The sequence below is a fragment of the Ktedonobacter racemifer DSM 44963 genome (assembly GCF_000178855.1).
GTDB classification, from domain to species: Bacteria; Chloroflexota; Ktedonobacteria; order Ktedonobacterales; family Ktedonobacteraceae; genus Ktedonobacter; species Ktedonobacter racemifer.
Map to the genome: position 1 here is coordinate 1,178,469 of NZ_ADVG01000004.1, position 14,418 is coordinate 1,192,886.

Sequence of the window (14,418 nt, forward strand, 5' to 3'; positions counted from 1 at the left end):
CTCGCAAGCTCGCCTCGGTATAAAGAGTGTGGTATCAGGCTGGCGCAGCCAGCCTGATACCACACTCTTTATACCGATTTTTTCTCTATTGACAAAGTCATACGTATGACTTACTCTACAAGGAGAGAAGAGAAAGGATACGATGGTGAAAATAAAGGGATTTCTGTTGACGCTCGCTACGGCGTGTATGTTTGGTCTGGGCGCGGTTCTGGGCAAAATGGCCTCTTCCGTACTTAATCCGTTGCTGGTAACGTTCTTAAATTTCGCGGTGGGGGGCGGCTTGCTGCTTATTTTTCTCCTGGTACGCAGGATCGCTCTCTTTAAACACTTGGAGCGACGTGACTGGCTGAATTTACTGTTGCTGGTGGTCTTTGGCACAACCCTGCCTGCCTGCTGTGTGCTCTATGGACTCGCCTTGACTAGCGCCATCAAGGCTGGCTTTCTCATGCAGATGCAGGGCATCTCGTCTGTCTTATTCGCGGTACTCTTCCTGCGCGAGCGCCTGAACTGGAAGCAGGTGGGGGGAATGCTGTTGCTCCTGCTTGGCAGCCTCTTTGTCGTTATGAAGACTACGCAAACGTCGATCTTGAGCGCCTTTAACCTGGGGGATGTACTGGTTATTTTAGGGGCTATTGGCTTTGGCTACGCGATTCTCCCGGCAAAGGCGCTGACAGGTAAAATAGATTCACTGCCGCTGACGGTCTGGAAGTTACTGCTCAGCGCCCTGATGATTCTCCCATTCCTCTCATTCCAACCCACAGCGTGGCCAACATATCTGCCACCATTCCTTCTCTGGCTGCTGCCTATTTACATTATTTCCAATTTCTGCATTGGCTATGTGACCCAGCAAGAGGGACTCAAGTACCTGCAAGCCTGGGAGTCGGCAACGACGATGCAGAGCACACCTATCTTTTCCACACTCTTCGCCATGCTTCTCCTGGGAGACAGCCTCTCGCCGCTGCAACTGGTTGGAGGCATCATTGTGCTTGCAGGTGGCTGCGTTATCGCCCTGGGCGGGGCAAACCTTTCGCGTAAGCCCCTGACACGCACCAGCCAGGTCGCACCAACGGGACAAGAAATGTAAATGGCCTGTTCACCAAAAAGCATGTAGGATCCAGTGAGATTTGAACCGATATCCTCTCGTATCTGAGGCCTCTCCGGCATACATGCACGGAGGTTCCTGTTCCTCACCCACCGTTTCCGGCCTCTCCCGAAGGAGAAACCGGCTCTTGGTGGAGATAGGCAGGACTTTTCAGCCGACGCGCTCCGGCACGGGCAGCTCCGCTTTTGCGTCGAGCCACTAAGCCCATGCTTCGGGGCAAGGGCTGCCCCTCATTCGCACGTTGTTGAAGCTCCTCCATCACGGCTTGCAGGCGCGGCTCCGCACCTTCCCAGACAGGCTGGGTGAGAGAGGGGATCGTTTGCTGCGGTTCCAGGTAGGAAAGCAAGAATGCCGAGTAGAGATCACGCTGCACCGGCCCGAATCTGCAAGGACATTGGTGCCAGCGCTCTGATCTTGGCTTCTTGTGATACTGCCCACACTGATGGCAGTACTGAGAGAGTCTGGTCTGGTAGGCTGAGGCTTCGTGCAGGGTGCCGCCAGTTTTTGCAACTATGCGAGTCAAATGCGCTAGAAAGATCCCTGGGGCGCGAAGTCCGATGCTCCGACCATACTGCTTCTGCCATCCTTTGAACGAGGTTTTCTCTATGGTGATCGTGTTCCCCACCGAAGCGATGCGATGAGCCAGATTGCCATGCAGACTCTTGCGGTGTGCGGCGAGTCTGCGCTCAGCATTGGCGTGTTGTCGCCTGGTCGCCTGGTACCGCTTGCTCTCCTTCCAACGCAGGCGTTTGCCCGACTTCACCCGGCCTTGCTCATCGTAGTTTTCTGGATTGTTGGCACGGCGTTGCCGGTCCATTTTCCGTTGGATGCGCCGCTTTTTTCGGGCGTTCTGGGTTAATTCCTCGCAGAACGTGACCAGATCGGCTTTGCCCTCGCGCGGCACAATGGCAAGGCTGGAGGGGCCGATATCCAGACCAATCGTGTCGGTTCCGGTCTGCTCGTGCTTTTTCTTGATGAGTGCGTGACCCTCTAAGATGAGCTGGACGCGCATAGTGATTGCCATCGTGATCGGCCCCTTGAGCGGAGGGCGAGGAAGCCTTGCGGCGGACCAGGCGGACATATTTGATCTTGTGGCGCATACCATGCTGGATCACGGGATCGTGCCAGTCGATGATCGCCGGAATGACCTCTTGGTTCCAGATCAGGAAGCCACCGTCTCCCGCATTGGGGTCCAGCACGAAGCGCATGCCGGCGTCGTTGCGCTTGCCCTCCACGCTATCGATGCCTCTGCCTTTACTCCGAAACCGCACCCGTTTGGCCTTGCCTACGCAGACCCGATTCGCAGCTTGATAGGCGCGTGTAGCGAGAGTCTGAGCCATTGTGCTATCGATGTGATCAGCGATCCAGCAGACACGGGCAGACGTGGCATACTCGTGCATCTCATATTCTGAGAAGTGGTATTTTGTGCGTAAGGCAGAAAAAGCCTGAGCGCGTTTCTGTTTGTGCGAGCGTGGGAGAGCCCGCGCCTTGTTCCAAGCAGGATCATTGCGCATGCACCGGAGCCGCTTCATGACTTCAGCAAGCAGAGCGTTGTAGAGGCACCGAGCCGCTTCCAGGTGCGCACGTACATGGCGTTCCTGGCTCCAATCGACCTGGAGAGGGAGTTCGAGAAGAAAGGTCGGTGTCTTTGCTCGCTTCATGACGTGCTTTGCCTTCCGATGCAGAATATCTCTTCAGAAAGAGACGGGACGGCTGCCCGTCCCTCGTGTCTTTCTACACATTCACATGCCTACACCGCTATTCCAGTTGGGCAGGCTTCTTCCGGTCACTCGACGACGTACCGTTCGGAAATGGATTCGTGAGAAGCAACTCCGTGCGATTACGTTAGGTCGAAGAGGAGGATACCGGATCCGGCGCTCTGACTGAAAGGAGTTTCGCGCGCAAGCGTGAGACAAGAGAAGACATGATCTTTCTTCATCCTGTGGAGAACACAGTACGAAAGAAGAGTGATGCTTCCCCTTCACCCAACCAGCCCGAAAGGAACGCCCATTCATCCCCGCCTTAGAAAAAGCTGAAAATTACCCGCATTTAACAAAATGATACAATATGGAATGGAAACAGACCTCCTGCTGAGCCCAAAGCACTGGGCGGAAGAAACGTTTGGACAAGTGCTCTTGCACGATGTCCGTCGAACAAGGCGAGCAGTGAAAGCTGCCAGCGCCATGGTAAGGGATGTCTCGGCCTCTTTGCCCAAACAACAGCACATCTGGAAAGAGGGAAAAGCGTTGTACCGTTTCCTTGACGAGCCGGATGTCACGTTTGCTGCTCTGATGCAGCCCCACTGGTTGCAGACGCGCAGAGAGATGCAAGAGCGTTCCGTCATCCTGCTGATCCAGGATACGACGGAACTGGATTTGACGCATCGACACAAGATGTCTGGCATCGGGCAAATCGGCGATGAAAAGGGACGAGGATTGCTGCTGCAAACGGTGTTGGCCGTGGTGCCTGAGAGCCGAGAGGTCCTGGGGTGCGCAAAGCAAGAGCCTTTTGTGCGCATCCCGGCTCCCAGAGGAGAAACCAGAGCCCAAAGAAGAAAACGTCCCAAAGAAACGGATGTCTGGACGCGCATGGTCACTCAGATCGGAAGCGCTGAGAAGGGTTCTGATTGGGTCCATGTGGGAGATCGAGGGGCCGATTTCTTTGACTTCTGCGCGGGCCTGTCACCAGAGTCAAGTGGAGTTTTTGATTCGTGCGACCCAAGAGCGAAGAGTCCAGCCAACCGATGAGCAGATTGGTTACTTGCTCTCGCAGAGCAGAGCGCGGCCATGTCAAGCCACGCGCCCCTTTCAACGCCCCGCAAGCCATGGACGCAAAGCACGTCAGACCCAACGCTCGCTCTCCTTTGGACTCATGACCCTCTTGTCCCCTCGTAATGAGCCCAAGGCGCTGCACGAGCAGAGAAGCCTGTGGGTGATTCGCGTCTGGGAAGAAGATGGCTTGAGACCACAAGGAGAAGAGCCTGTCGAATGGATTCTGTTGACCTCGGTTCCAACATCCACCTTGCAAGAAGCATGGGAACGCGTCTCTTGGTATGCACATCGATGGATCGTGGAAGACTATCATCAATGCCTCAAAACAGGGTGTCGCATTGAGGAGCGTCAGGTCCAAAGTGCTGAGCGCTTGATGCGCCTGCTGGGACTCTTGTCGCCCATGGCGGTGCGCTTGTTGCAACTGCGTTCGCTTTCTCGTCAAGAACCGGAGCGTCCTGCCGCCCAAGTCATTGAGCCTGAACTTCTGGCGGTGGTGGCGGCATGCGCGAAGCAGGATGCTTCCCTCATGACGCTGAGCACGTTTTGGACGGAGGTTGCACGCCTGGGTGGCTTCCTGGCTCGTCGCAGCGATGGCTCTCCTGGCTGGAAAACCCTTTGGAAAGGCTGGCTCCATGTGCAAACCTTGCTTGAGGGCGTCCATCTCGCTTTTCACCTCCGTTTGTAATTTGTGGGTAATTTTCAGCCTTAGAAAAAGTGGGGCTTTCTGGGCCGTTCTCTGTAATCTTGCTGCTCTTGTGATAGACTGAAAAGCTATTTGTATATTCTGATGAACATTCTTTTTAAGAACGGTAGACACTAATATGGAGCATGAATGGCGACGTGGAGACTATGTTATCAGTACGGATCAGACAAAGCTCGATCTTGAGATGATCTCTCATTTTCTCACCACCTCTTACTGGGCAAAAGATATCTCCCTGGAGAGGGTCAAGCGGGCTTTGGAGCATTCCCTTGTTTTCGGTATCTATCGAGACAATCGGCAAGTAGGCTTTGCACGACTCGTGACGGATTACGCAACGTTTGCCTATCTCGATGATGTGTTTATCTTAGAAGCGTTTCGTGGACAAGGATTGAGTATCTGGCTTCTCAACGTCATTCGCGCTCACCCTGACGTGCAAGGTTTACGTAGATGGCTGCTGCTGACAGCGGATGCCCAGGGCTTATATCAGAAAGTTGGGTTTACTGCTCCTCAACGTCCTGAGCGCTTTATGGAAATTTTTATTCCAGACACCTATACTCAAGAGAAAAATGCATTGTAAAGAAACCTTTGTCATATCACTTAGCAAAGTTGATATTGGTGGCGAACTCAAAAATTGAGCTTGCGACGAGTGACAACATCTAACAGTTTGGGCTAAAGAAACCAATTCGCCACCAATATCAAAGTTGCCTATGAACCATAAGCTGGCATGGACTCTTCGGCTCAGAGGTCGACACCCATGCGTGGGGAAGTCGCAGCACTCGAAATCCATGCCAGCACGGACATACATGCCCTTTCTTTTTTAGGAGCCGATCCTATTAAAAAACCTGTGTGTCTCCTCACGGTAACGCTCCAGGTTCTGGAAGCCGCTCCCTGTTCTCTGGCATTTTTCGATATATTCCAGCGCGTCCGGCGACCATTCCTCCTGGATGGATTGAAGATAGCTTACTGTGGGAGCCACACCAGCACCGACCAGAAACTCGACATCAAAACCGCACATGGTATCAAAGCTCGTGGTTTTGGCCTCCCACAACAGACCGACATCCTCTACCTGGGCAAGAAGAGAGAGGAGAAAACCACACAAACGGATGCTCTCGTAAATACTCCAGGCGTTTTCATGAAAAGCAATTTCTTGTTTCAGGAGAAAGCGGACGAGGGGCCGATCTTCTTGAGAGAGGATTTTATGCAATGCTTTCAGGACCGACAAACGGAAATCCGCATTTTGATCCCCTCTCTCTTCGGTATTGGGAAAAATTTCTTCTTTGTAGACAACCAATTGGAGTAGTTGTGGGGAAAGAAACTCGAACTGTGTGTTTCGAACCTCGCGAACAAAATCTTCTGCCTGCATCTGGCTTCTCTTTTCTACTGGTTTTTCTCAGCAAAACTCTCCCAGCAGTATACAGGCAACAAAGCAATTGCTCAAGCTGACAAGAAACAAAACAGGGAACCTATGGGCTTCACATCTATTGGTGAAACCCATAGGTTCTTGTGCTATGGCAGAGAATTGAGGTGCGGTTTGACGGTATTGGCGAAATTGTAGCTATTGGAGGCATCCCAGCTTATCGACCATGTCATTGCGCCGCGAATGCTTGGGTAGGTCGTAGCGGGCTTAAAGGAGCCGCAATTTGTGCCGTAAGCCAGGCAATCGAGCGCGGCATTGACCACCGAGGGTGAGATATAGCCGCTACCCGCCGCCGAGCTTGAGGCGGGCAGACCAAAGCCGACCTGGTCAGCGCGCAATCCTCCCTGGAGCTGGATGCAGGCCAGGGCGGTCAGGAAGTTCACGTTTCCCTGGGAGTACACATTGCCATCGCAACCCAGCATAGAACCGGAGTTATAGTACTGTGTATTGACGACGGTAAGGATATCTTTGATGTTGAGGGCCAGCTGGAAGTAGGTCCCGCTCGTGGATTGCATATCAATCGTCTGAGGGGCCAGGGTGATAATGAGGCTTGAGCCAACCTTGGTGGAGAGTTGACGCAACGCGCTCGCCATATAGGTCGCATTAAGCCCATTTTCAAAATCGATATCTACGCCATCGAAACCATACTGCTGGATCAGGCTATAGACGCTGTTGGTGAAATTGGTCGCGCTCGTCGCATCGTTGACCGTGACCGTTCCGTTCTGCCCACCCACAGAGATAATGACCTTTTTCCCCCTGGAGTGGAGCGTCGCGATATCGCTGGTAAACTGCGCATCGCTATAGCCACCAAGCGCGCTGGAGAGGCCTGAATCGATGCTAAACGTTACTCCACCCGTCTTCGACGTATCCGCATTGGCGAAGGCCACGGCGATCAAGTCATAGTTTGCATTGACATTGCTTAAGCGTAGAGGCGTAGCTCCATTAACGAAGTCCTGCCAGTAGCCAGTCAGGATATGTTTAGGGAGGTTACCTCCACAGGTGGGACATGGGGTCGGTGTGGGCGTGGGCGTCGTGGTTGGGCTGGGCGTTGGGGTAGAGGTTGGGGTCTTAGTCGGAGTAGGCGTCGTTGGTGTTGGAGTAGGCGTGCTAGATCCCCCTGGGCCGCTGAGCGTCACATCGTCTACATAGACATTTCCCTGTGCATACCAGCCATGCAGGTAGATTGTTACGCTGGTAGCTGAAGCACCTGTGGTAAATGAATACGACAGCAGGGTATAGCTGCTGCTGCTGGTCCAGTTATTACTGTAGCCATTGGCCCCAATATAGGCATAAGGACCATTTACATACGCGCTGAGCGTGTATGCGGTATTGGGCTGCACACTAATCGTCTGAGTACACTGACCGGTGGTAGAACTGCTGGGGGTAAGCTGGCCCGCGTAAGATCCACTATGTACAGGATTCGAGGTCACTACATCCCCTGGATCACAGCTCCAGCTATTAAGGTTGCCTGTTTCAAAACCGGGATTACTAACGAGGTTGTTTCCAGCGGCATGAGCCTGGGAAGATCCATGAAAGAACGAAATAGCGGCGATGCTACTCCCAACAAGAAAGAGGGCTAAGGACATAAGCATGATAAGACGACGGTAACGCAACATAACAGCTCTCCTTGCATGAATGCGCGCAACAATACTTTCAGGTCCGTACCACCATTGGGCGGTCTACATATCCCGAGAACGCGATACAGGCAACACGCCTGCAACTATGGCTTTCTTGCCAGTCATCGCGTAGATCTCATGCATAAGATCTATGCTAAGCATAGCCAAAACAAGGTTACGTTGTCAAGTCATCTAGACCAATAAGTTAGGGAACATCCAATACTTCTCTCCTGAGACCTCCCCGGCATGAATGCGCGGGGGTTCCTGTTGCTCACCCAACGCTTCCGCTCTCCCCCGAAAGGGAGAGCGGCTCTTGGTGGGGATAGGCAGGACTTTCGAGCCGACGCGCTCTCGCACGGGCAGCTTTGCTAGAAGCCACCACGCCCATGCTTGGGGGCAAGATATGCCCTTCATTCGCACGTTGGTGCAGACCCTCCATCACGGCTTGCAGGCGCGGCTCCGCACCTTCCCAGTCTGACTGGGTGACAGAGGGGATGGTCTCTTCGCGTTCCAGGTGAGAAAGCCGCGAAGGCCGAGTACAGATCGCGTTGCACCGGTCCACAGCCACAGGAACAGTGGTGCCAGCGCTGAGATCTGAGCTTCTTGACGTAGGCTCCGCAGGCATGACAATATTGGGAGAGTCGGGTCTTGAAGGCAGAAACTTCGCTCAGGGTGCCGCCAGTTTTTGCAACTATGCGAGCCAGATGTGCTACAAACATCCCTGGGGCGCGAAGTCCGATGCTTCTCCCATACTGCTTCTGCCATGCCACAAACGACGTTTTTTCTAAGGTGATCGTGTTTCCCACCTTGACGATGTCGTGGGCAAGCTTGCCATGCAGGCTCTTGCGGTGGGCGGCCAGTTTTCTCTCCGCAGTGGCATGCTGCCTACGCGTGGTCTTGTACCGCTGACTCTCGTTCCACCGCAAGCGCTTCTTGCCAGATTTCTTCACGCGTCCCAACTCATCATAGTGCTCGGGATTGTCGGCACGGCGTTGTCGCTCCATTTGACGCTGGAGGCGTCGTTTCTTGCGGGCATTGGGGGCAAGTTGCTCACAGAAGGTCACCAGAGCGGCTCTCCCCTCACGCGGGACAATGGCGAGCGTCTGGGGGCCGATATCAAGGCCAATAGTCTGGGTTTCCATCTGCTCATGCTTTTTTTTGACGAAGGCATGCCCCTCCAAGATGAGTTGCACGTAATATCGGTTGCCTGACACGTCTGCTCCCTGAGCCTGCGGCGAGGACACTTTGCGACGGAGCAGGCGCACATACTTGATCGTGTGGCGCAACCCATGTTGCACCACCGGGTCACACCAGTCGATGATGGCAGGAATGACCTGCTGGTTCCAGATGAGAAAGCCACCATCGCCTGCGTTGGGGTCAAGCACAAAGCGCAACCCCACGTCGTTGCGCTTGCCCTCCACGCTATCGATGCCACGCCCTTTGCTGCGGAAGCGCACGCGTTTGGCTTTGCCGAGACAGACACGGTTGACGGCTTGATAGGCGCGTGTGGCCAGGGTTTGCGCCATCGTAGCATCAATGTGGTCAGCAAGCCAGCAGACGCGGGCCGTCTTGGCATAGGCATGCAGTTCGTATTCGGAAAAGTGATGTTTTTTGCGCAGGTGAGAAAAGGCCCGTGCTCGTTCCTCTCGTCTGGAGCGAGGGATGGCGCGTGCACTGGTCCAGGCGGGGTCATTCCTCATCTGCTGGAGCCGTGTGTTGCCTTCAGAGAGCAGCGCATTATACAGACAGCGTGCGGCTTCCAGATGTGCACGCAGCTGTCGTTCACTGCTCCAGTCGACCTGGAGGGGCAATTCGAGGAGAAATGTCGACGTTTTGGCTCGCTTCATCTAGGCTGGTTGACCTTTCTTGGGGTGCTATGAGGGTATTCTACTTCGAAAAAGCGGTATGTCAAGAGGGGAGGAAAAAAGAAGGAGGAACAAACATCACACGCGGCTACCTCCCATCCCAGCCTCCCCAAAAAGGAAGAGCTATTCATCCCCGGCATCAATGACCGGGGCTTTCTCGCTCGGTTTTCTGTAACCGGCCTCGGCTCGCTACGCGAGCCATTGAGTAAGGGTATGTGTGCGGAAAATTAGGCTTTACCTAATTTTCCGCACACATACCCTTACTCCAGAGCGCCGCAGGCAGGATTTCGTGATAAAATAAGCGCATCTTTACCACAGCGATTCTTGCATAGAAAGATCTCTATTATGCTGCTGGACTCAATCAATATCCCGATTTATTCTCTTAGTACATGTTCTGATATACTCTGGCGCAATTCACAGAGTCTGATCGGCTATGAACCTTTAACTGCAAGAGAGAAACTCACGGGGATGCACCTCGATGATATGTATACCCTGGAGATAGTCTGCCAGGGTATGCAGGAGATCTATCTTGATGGGAGCTGGCGTCCTGTGCCTCCTCTACATGTTGTCTGGACGAGCCCCAGAATTATGCATGCGCATCGCACCTCAGGCGAGCTGGAAACTATTTTCGCGCTCTTTCCATCGTCTATGGTCGAACGTGTATGGGAAGAACTCTATGGAGGCTGCCCATTGCAGATTCCACATGCCGCCATTCTCCCTTCTCCCCCTCAACTACAGAATGCGCTCCATCATCTTCTACAAGAGGTTCGTAGCTGCAATCAGACCCCCGACTATATCATCTCCCTGCTTCTCCATCTTGCATTAGCCGAATTTCTGCGCCTCGCGGTTCAACCAACGCCGCCCGTTCCTTCAATTGCTACGCAGCCATTACCTCAAGAACGTATAAGTAGTGAGATGCTCCATGCTACCCAACTTTTGAAGGAGTCGCATACCTGTTCTTCGCTCTCACTAGAATGTACGGCGCAACATGTTGGTCTAAGCCTGTTTCACTTCTCACGTCGCTTTAAACAGGAGGTGGGCATAACGCCCGGTCACTATTTGCGCCAGCAGCGTTTGAATCATGCATTGCAGCTTCTCTTTAGCACAACACTAAGCATGGAAGAAGTCTCTTATCTGAGTGGCTTTGGTTCAGCTCGCCAGTTGACTGAAGCGTGTAAAGCCGCCTTCGGGCAATCCCCATCAACATTGCGTAAAGAGCGTGGTTTCTTCTTTCTTTCCAGCAATTCATCTCCTTCAATGTATGTTTTGCCCTCTCCAGAGAACACCCATCCCTTAAGAGAGTCACAAGAGCTTCACATCACTAACGACGCCAAAGAGCAAATTTCCGTGGTAGAAGCGCAATAAAACGCGCGCCCTTTCCCTTTACAATCAATATAATTCTATTGTAACCACTCAGTTTTTCATTAATGATAAAAGGAAAAGGTATTATGCAAGAAATAAAAGGCAAAGCACAGGTAGCAGAACTTATTCGTACACAGCGCGCAACACGTCAGTACAGCCAGCAAGCGGTATCAGAAGAGGATATCCGGACGATATTGAACGCGGGTCGGCGAGCGCAAAGCTCAAATAACACTCAACCATGGCAGTTTATCGTGGTTCGGGATCGCGAGATACTCAAACAACTGGCCGAAGGTGGCAAGTATACAGCACATGTGCCTCATGCCGCCTTTGCTATCGCACTCGTCGCCTCGTCGAAGACTGGCTCTGCCGACTTTGATCTCGGACAGGCCGCTGCCTATTTGCAACTGGCCGCGTGGGATCTCGGCATTGGTTCATGCATTACCTGGATGCATTACCCAGAGAAAGCTAAAGAAGCGCTACATGTTCCCACTGACCTGGAATTTCACATAGTTCTCTCCTTCGGCTATCCAGCGCCGCAGGAGCATCCCCAGGCTACCAATCGGCTATCCAGCGCCGCAGGAGCATCCCCAGGCTACCAAAAAGAACGGTCGCAAGCCCTTTGATGAAGTGGTCCATTGGGAGCGCTGGTCATAGAAGCCCAATCCTAACTAAACAGCCTATGGCCTCTTTTGGGAAGCATAAAGTAGACAAAAAACAAGTGGCCTTCCGAACAATGCGTTCGTTGGCCACTTGTTTTTTTGGTGCTTACTACTGTAATGGCATTTACTGCTGCTGACCACCGCCCAAGGTGCCACTGAGAAGAGATCCTAAGAGAGAAAAAATGGGGAGTGATCCAAACAGGTCGCCTCCAAGGCCGCCTTCCACACCTTCCAACTCCACCTCATCTAGTTCTCTCATCTGAGGATCCTGCGTAAAGGTCTCCTCGCTGGCATAGTTACGAGAGAAAAGATTTTTTACCCACTCCATGTGTGTGTTCCTTTCCTATCATATCCAGGATTTTTGAATGTAGCCCGGATAAAAAGCTGTATTTTGTATGTGCTTGCAGCACCTCTCGAGCATTACTTGCTCTAAATCTAATTATACTTACTCATATAAATCATATTCTTTTATATATCTATAAGCGTTTAATATGCATGAATGATTGTTTGTCTTTATGGATCATGCCGCATGGCCAGCCCCTGTTGCCAGGCAAAGACTGCCGCCTGAGTACGGTCTACCATGTGCAGCTTGCCAAGAATATTGCTGACATGCCCCTTGACCGTCTTCTCGCTGATAATGAGCTTCTGCGCAATCTCGCTGTTCGAGCATCCATCCGCGATGAGGCGTAGGACATCTAGCTCACGATCACTCAACTGTGTAAAGGGGTTGGGCGCATCGCGTCGGTTGCCACGTAGCTCCTCGACGACACGCGCGGCCACGCGCGGGTGCAAGACCGATTCTCCACGCGCCGCCTTGCGCACCGTGTCGGCCAGTTCCTCTGGACCAACATCTTTTAGCACGTAAGAGAGCGCCCCGGCACGCAGAGCGGGAAAAATATATTCGTCCTCGTGATAGGAGGTCAGAACGATAACCTGTGAGCGAGGACTGACCTGCTTGACCTGCCTGGTCGCTTCGACGCCTCCTATCCCAGGCATGATCAGATCCATCAGTACAACATCGGGGGCAAGCTCTCCCGCCAGGCGTACGGCTTCTTCGCCCGAGGAGGCCTCCTCGAGCACCACCAGATCAGGCTGCAACTCTAAAAATACACGTATTCCCTGGCGGACTAGCGCATGATCATCGGCGATGATCAGCGTGATCTCATTTGGCATGTATGCACCTCGCTTGTAAGGTTTACTGGCCGCCCTTTGCAATCCCGCTTCGGAGACCCCTGTCCTCTGCTCAGGGCTAGCCGCCCTTTGCAATCCCGCCGCTGGCATGTTCTGCAGAATCTTCAGCTGGCTCTATGTGAGCATCTTGTAGTAAGCGTTTACAACGCGCGACAATGCACACTCCTTTCGCGGCAACACTCTCAACCTGGACATCGCCACCCAGGTGCCGCATGCGCTCTTGCATGGAAGACAAACCTATACCCGGATGATGCTCCTCACCAACAGCAAACCCCTGACCGTTATCTCTCACGGTAAGCGTTACCAGGTCATCCTCGACCTCCAGGGAGACCTGAACGAGTGTGGCATGACTATGGCGCGCTACATTCGCCAGAGCCTCCTGTGTGACGCGGAAGAGCGCCTCTTCCACAGTAAGCGCGAGGATCTGCATCTCTCCAATGCGTACATTAGCCACGATGCCGGTCTGCTGCGTCCATTGCGTTGTGAGTTCACGTATGGCTGCAACCAGGCCCTTCCCCTCTAGCGCGGCCGGGCGCAGCTCACGAATCAACGACGTTAACTCCTGCTGAGCCTGGCGCACAAGCTTCTCCGCTTCGAGCAAGCGCTTTTCGGCAGCATCTATATCCTGCCTGAGGAGAAAACGGACGGCACCTATTTGCATAGCTGCCGCAAAGACCTGTTGCTTGACGCTATCATGTAAGTCTCGGGCCAGGCGATTACGCTCCTCCAGCGTCGCGACCTTCTGACGAACTTGTAGCAATTGCCTGAGCTGGCCCGCCATGTGGTTGAACTGCTGGGTGGCCTGCCCCAATTCATCTTCCGAAGAATCATGAACATAGGATGAAAAATCGCCCCGGCTCCAGCGCTCCGCCGCACGCACCAGACCTTGCAGCCTCCGCGTCAAACCACGCGCAGTCACATACCCGGAAATACCTCCAGCCACAGCCGCATAGAGGGTAATGATAACCACACTAAGGGCAAGAAACTGGAGAAAATTGAGCGCCAACTGCCAATTATCTGGCGCGACAACCTTCACAACAAGCACGCCATCAACATGATGCTGATCAGTAATAGCCGCCATTCCCAACAAGGACCCATCACCCTCAGGAGTAAACTTGTTCTCAGCCCCTCGCACATCTGCCCGGGCGATACGCCAGTTGGCGCGATCCCGAGAGGAGAGCTGATCCGGAAATTGTGTTCCTACGACAAGAGGATATCGGCCAGATGAGGCCAGCACGTGTCCCTGGATATCAACCACAGCAAGTAAGAGAGGACGGGCAAAGCTAAATGGTCCCTGTTTGCTTGGAAATTCCTTGTCAAGAATAGTTAGCCAGCGCGCCAATGCCTCCCCGTCGGGGCTGCCATGTACAAAATAGGTCGTAGCCTGCGGCACCTCTTGTGTGAGCACACCGCTAGCAAAGAGGGGAAGGTTGGGTACGGAGATAAGGAGCGCGCCCCCAACAAGGATGATCTCAACCACCAAAAAAGCTAGAACCGCGTTTATCATATAGAAGATGGTCATTTTACCCTGCAAACGCTTAAAAGGTGATACTAGTTTTGGCATTCTCACGGCTTTTCTCCCATGCAGAGGCCCAATATATCATTAGTATACCATATTTTAATGGATAAAATGCACAATTATGGATAAAGAGCGTGTTCGTCTTGGCTCGCAAGCTCGCTTAAAAAGGCATTAGGAGTGGTACATGCATGGTTGGCAATTGCCAACCATGCATGT

At 53.1% G+C, this 14,418-nt stretch carries 11 protein-coding genes and 2 pseudogenes; 6 read left to right on the forward strand and 7 right to left on the reverse strand.

Going from position 1 to position 14,418, the window contains the following annotated elements; translation table 11 throughout:
• The first annotated feature begins 142 nt into the window (after window positions 1-142).
• Window positions 143-1,084: a DMT family transporter gene (locus tag KRAC_RS46825; protein WP_007919354.1), complete on the forward strand. Its 942-nt coding sequence runs from the start codon at window positions 143-145 to the stop codon at window positions 1,082-1,084.
• A 103-nt stretch (window positions 1,085-1,187) separates the two neighbouring features.
• On the opposite strand, the pseudogene KRAC_RS67845 reads toward KRAC_RS46825, so the two are convergent.
• Window positions 1,188-2,763: pseudogene (locus KRAC_RS67845) on the reverse strand (nuclease/transposase family protein).
• A 411-nt stretch (window positions 2,764-3,174) separates the two neighbouring features.
• Here KRAC_RS67845 and KRAC_RS77315 point away from each other — a divergent pair.
• The 3 genes from KRAC_RS77315 to KRAC_RS46850 all read left to right on the forward strand — a co-directional run bounded on the left by KRAC_RS77315 (window position 3,175) and on the right by KRAC_RS46850 (window position 5,150).
• Window positions 3,175-3,849, forward strand: a complete 675-nt coding sequence (locus KRAC_RS77315) for an IS4/Tn5 family transposase DNA-binding protein (RefSeq protein ID WP_040447282.1) — start codon at window positions 3,175-3,177, stop codon at window positions 3,847-3,849.
• Window positions 3,806-4,558: an IS4 family transposase gene (locus KRAC_RS77320; RefSeq protein WP_244422528.1), complete on the forward strand. Its 753-nt coding sequence runs from the start codon at window positions 3,806-3,808 to the stop codon at window positions 4,556-4,558. The genes KRAC_RS77315 and KRAC_RS77320 overlap by 44 nt, the downstream gene beginning before the upstream one ends.
• A 136-nt stretch (window positions 4,559-4,694) precedes the next feature.
• Window positions 4,695-5,150, forward strand: a complete 456-nt coding sequence (locus KRAC_RS46850; protein WP_007919355.1) for a GNAT family N-acetyltransferase — start codon at window positions 4,695-4,697, stop codon at window positions 5,148-5,150.
• A gap of 240 nt (window positions 5,151-5,390) precedes the next feature.
• On the opposite strand, the gene KRAC_RS46855 is transcribed toward KRAC_RS46850, so the two are convergent.
• From KRAC_RS46855 to KRAC_RS46870, 3 genes and pseudogenes are all read right to left on the reverse strand, one after another.
• Window positions 5,391-5,936, reverse strand: coding sequence for a hypothetical protein (locus tag KRAC_RS46855; RefSeq protein ID WP_007919356.1), 546 nt, complete (start codon window positions 5,934-5,936; stop codon window positions 5,391-5,393).
• A gap of 143 nt (window positions 5,937-6,079) precedes the next feature.
• Window positions 6,080-7,606, reverse strand: coding sequence for a chitinase (locus KRAC_RS46860; RefSeq protein ID WP_007919357.1), 1,527 nt, complete (start codon window positions 7,604-7,606; stop codon window positions 6,080-6,082).
• Window positions 7,607-7,877: 271 nt separating this feature from the next.
• Window positions 7,878-9,453: pseudogene (locus tag KRAC_RS46870) on the reverse strand (nuclease/transposase family protein).
• A 486-nt stretch (window positions 9,454-9,939) separates the two neighbouring features.
• Between KRAC_RS46870 and KRAC_RS63955 the strand changes: the two are divergent.
• Together KRAC_RS63955 and KRAC_RS46880 are read left to right on the forward strand one after the other, a co-directional pair.
• A complete protein-coding gene (locus tag KRAC_RS63955; protein WP_169461033.1) occupies window positions 9,940-10,836 on the forward strand; it encodes an AraC family transcriptional regulator in 897 nt (298 codons plus the stop codon).
• An 83-nt stretch (window positions 10,837-10,919) separates the two neighbouring features.
• Window positions 10,920-11,456 (forward strand): nitroreductase family protein, encoded by a 537-nt coding sequence (locus KRAC_RS46880; RefSeq protein ID WP_007919364.1) that lies wholly within the window; start codon window positions 10,920-10,922, stop codon window positions 11,454-11,456.
• A 160-nt stretch (window positions 11,457-11,616) separates the two neighbouring features.
• On the opposite strand, the gene KRAC_RS46885 is transcribed toward KRAC_RS46880, so the two are convergent.
• The 3 genes from KRAC_RS46885 to KRAC_RS46895 form a co-directional block, all read right to left on the reverse strand.
• On the reverse strand, window positions 11,617-11,820 hold the full coding sequence (locus tag KRAC_RS46885) for a hypothetical protein (protein WP_007919365.1): 204 nt from the start codon (window positions 11,818-11,820) through the stop codon (window positions 11,617-11,619).
• A 185-nt stretch (window positions 11,821-12,005) separates the two neighbouring features.
• A complete protein-coding gene (locus KRAC_RS46890) occupies window positions 12,006-12,665 on the reverse strand; it encodes a response regulator (protein WP_007919366.1) in 660 nt (219 codons plus the stop codon).
• A 76-nt stretch (window positions 12,666-12,741) separates the two neighbouring features.
• Window positions 12,742-14,247 (reverse strand): sensor histidine kinase, encoded by a 1,506-nt coding sequence (locus KRAC_RS46895; RefSeq protein WP_052569208.1) that lies wholly within the window; start codon window positions 14,245-14,247, stop codon window positions 12,742-12,744.
• Window positions 14,248-14,418 lie beyond the last annotated feature (171 nt).

Bases quoted from the DNA above. Each gene is read 5' to 3' on its own strand.
- KRAC_RS46825 (WP_007919354.1), top strand. From the start codon at position 143: ATGGTGAAAATAAAGGGATTTCTGTTGACGCTCGCTACGGCGTGTATG.
- KRAC_RS77315 (WP_040447282.1), top strand. From the start codon at position 3,175: ATGGAAACAGACCTCCTGCTGAGCCCAAAGCACTGGGCGGAAGAAACG.
- KRAC_RS46850 (WP_007919355.1), top strand. From the start codon at position 4,695: ATGGAGCATGAATGGCGACGTGGAGACTATGTTATCAGTACGGATCAG.
- KRAC_RS46855 (WP_007919356.1), bottom strand. From the start codon at position 5,936: ATGCAGGCAGAAGATTTTGTTCGCGAGGTTCGAAACACACAGTTCGAG.
- KRAC_RS46860 (WP_007919357.1), bottom strand. From the start codon at position 7,606: ATGTTGCGTTACCGTCGTCTTATCATGCTTATGTCCTTAGCCCTCTTT.
- KRAC_RS63955 (WP_169461033.1), top strand. From the start codon at position 9,940: ATGCACCTCGATGATATGTATACCCTGGAGATAGTCTGCCAGGGTATG.
- KRAC_RS46880 (WP_007919364.1), top strand. From the start codon at position 10,920: ATGCAAGAAATAAAAGGCAAAGCACAGGTAGCAGAACTTATTCGTACA.
- KRAC_RS46885 (WP_007919365.1), bottom strand. From the start codon at position 11,820: ATGGAGTGGGTAAAAAATCTTTTCTCTCGTAACTATGCCAGCGAGGAG.
- KRAC_RS46890 (WP_007919366.1), bottom strand. From the start codon at position 12,665: ATGCCAAATGAGATCACGCTGATCATCGCCGATGATCATGCGCTAGTC.
- KRAC_RS46895 (WP_052569208.1), bottom strand. From the start codon at position 14,247: ATGCCAAAACTAGTATCACCTTTTAAGCGTTTGCAGGGTAAAATGACC.